The organism is Pseudomonas sp. JV245A, assembly GCF_032424515.1.
GTDB lineage: Bacteria > Pseudomonadota > Gammaproteobacteria > Pseudomonadales > Pseudomonadaceae > Aquipseudomonas > Aquipseudomonas protegens.
Window position 1 is genome coordinate 1 of sequence record NZ_VYKE01000542.1, and the last position, 457, is coordinate 457.

The 457-nt window shown below is 67.8% G+C and carries 1 protein-coding gene; it reads left to right on the top strand.

From position 1 onward, the window contains the following. The coding region (locus F6S12_RS32930) for a sigma-54 factor interaction domain-containing protein (protein ID WP_315870012.1) at positions 1-457 on the top strand (457 nt) is incomplete at both ends.

A 457-nucleotide genomic window follows, 5' to 3' on the forward strand; every position in this document is an offset into this window, starting at 1 on the left:
GCGGTGCGGGTCAAGGACCGCCACCTGCCGGTGCTGATCCAGGGCGAGACCGGTTCCGGCAAGGAAGTCTTCGCCCGCCAGCTGCACCAGGCCAGCCAGCGTCGGGACCGGCCCTTTGTCGCGGTGAACTGCGCGGCGATTCCCGAGAACCTGATCGAAAGCGAACTGTTCGGCTACGTTGCCGGGGCCTTTACCGGCGCTTCGAACAAGGGCATGCAGGGCCTGCTGCAACAGGCCGATGGCGGCACCCTGTTCCTCGATGAGATCGGCGACATGCCCCTGGCCTTGCAGACCCGCCTGCTGCGGGTGCTGGCCGAGGGTGAAGTGGCGCCCCTGGGGGCCGCGCAACGCAAGGCGGTGGATATCCAGGTGATCTGCGCCACCCACCGAGACCTGGAAGCGCTGGTGGCCGAGGGCAGCTTTCGCGAGGACCTTTATTTTCGCCTCGGCGGCGCGC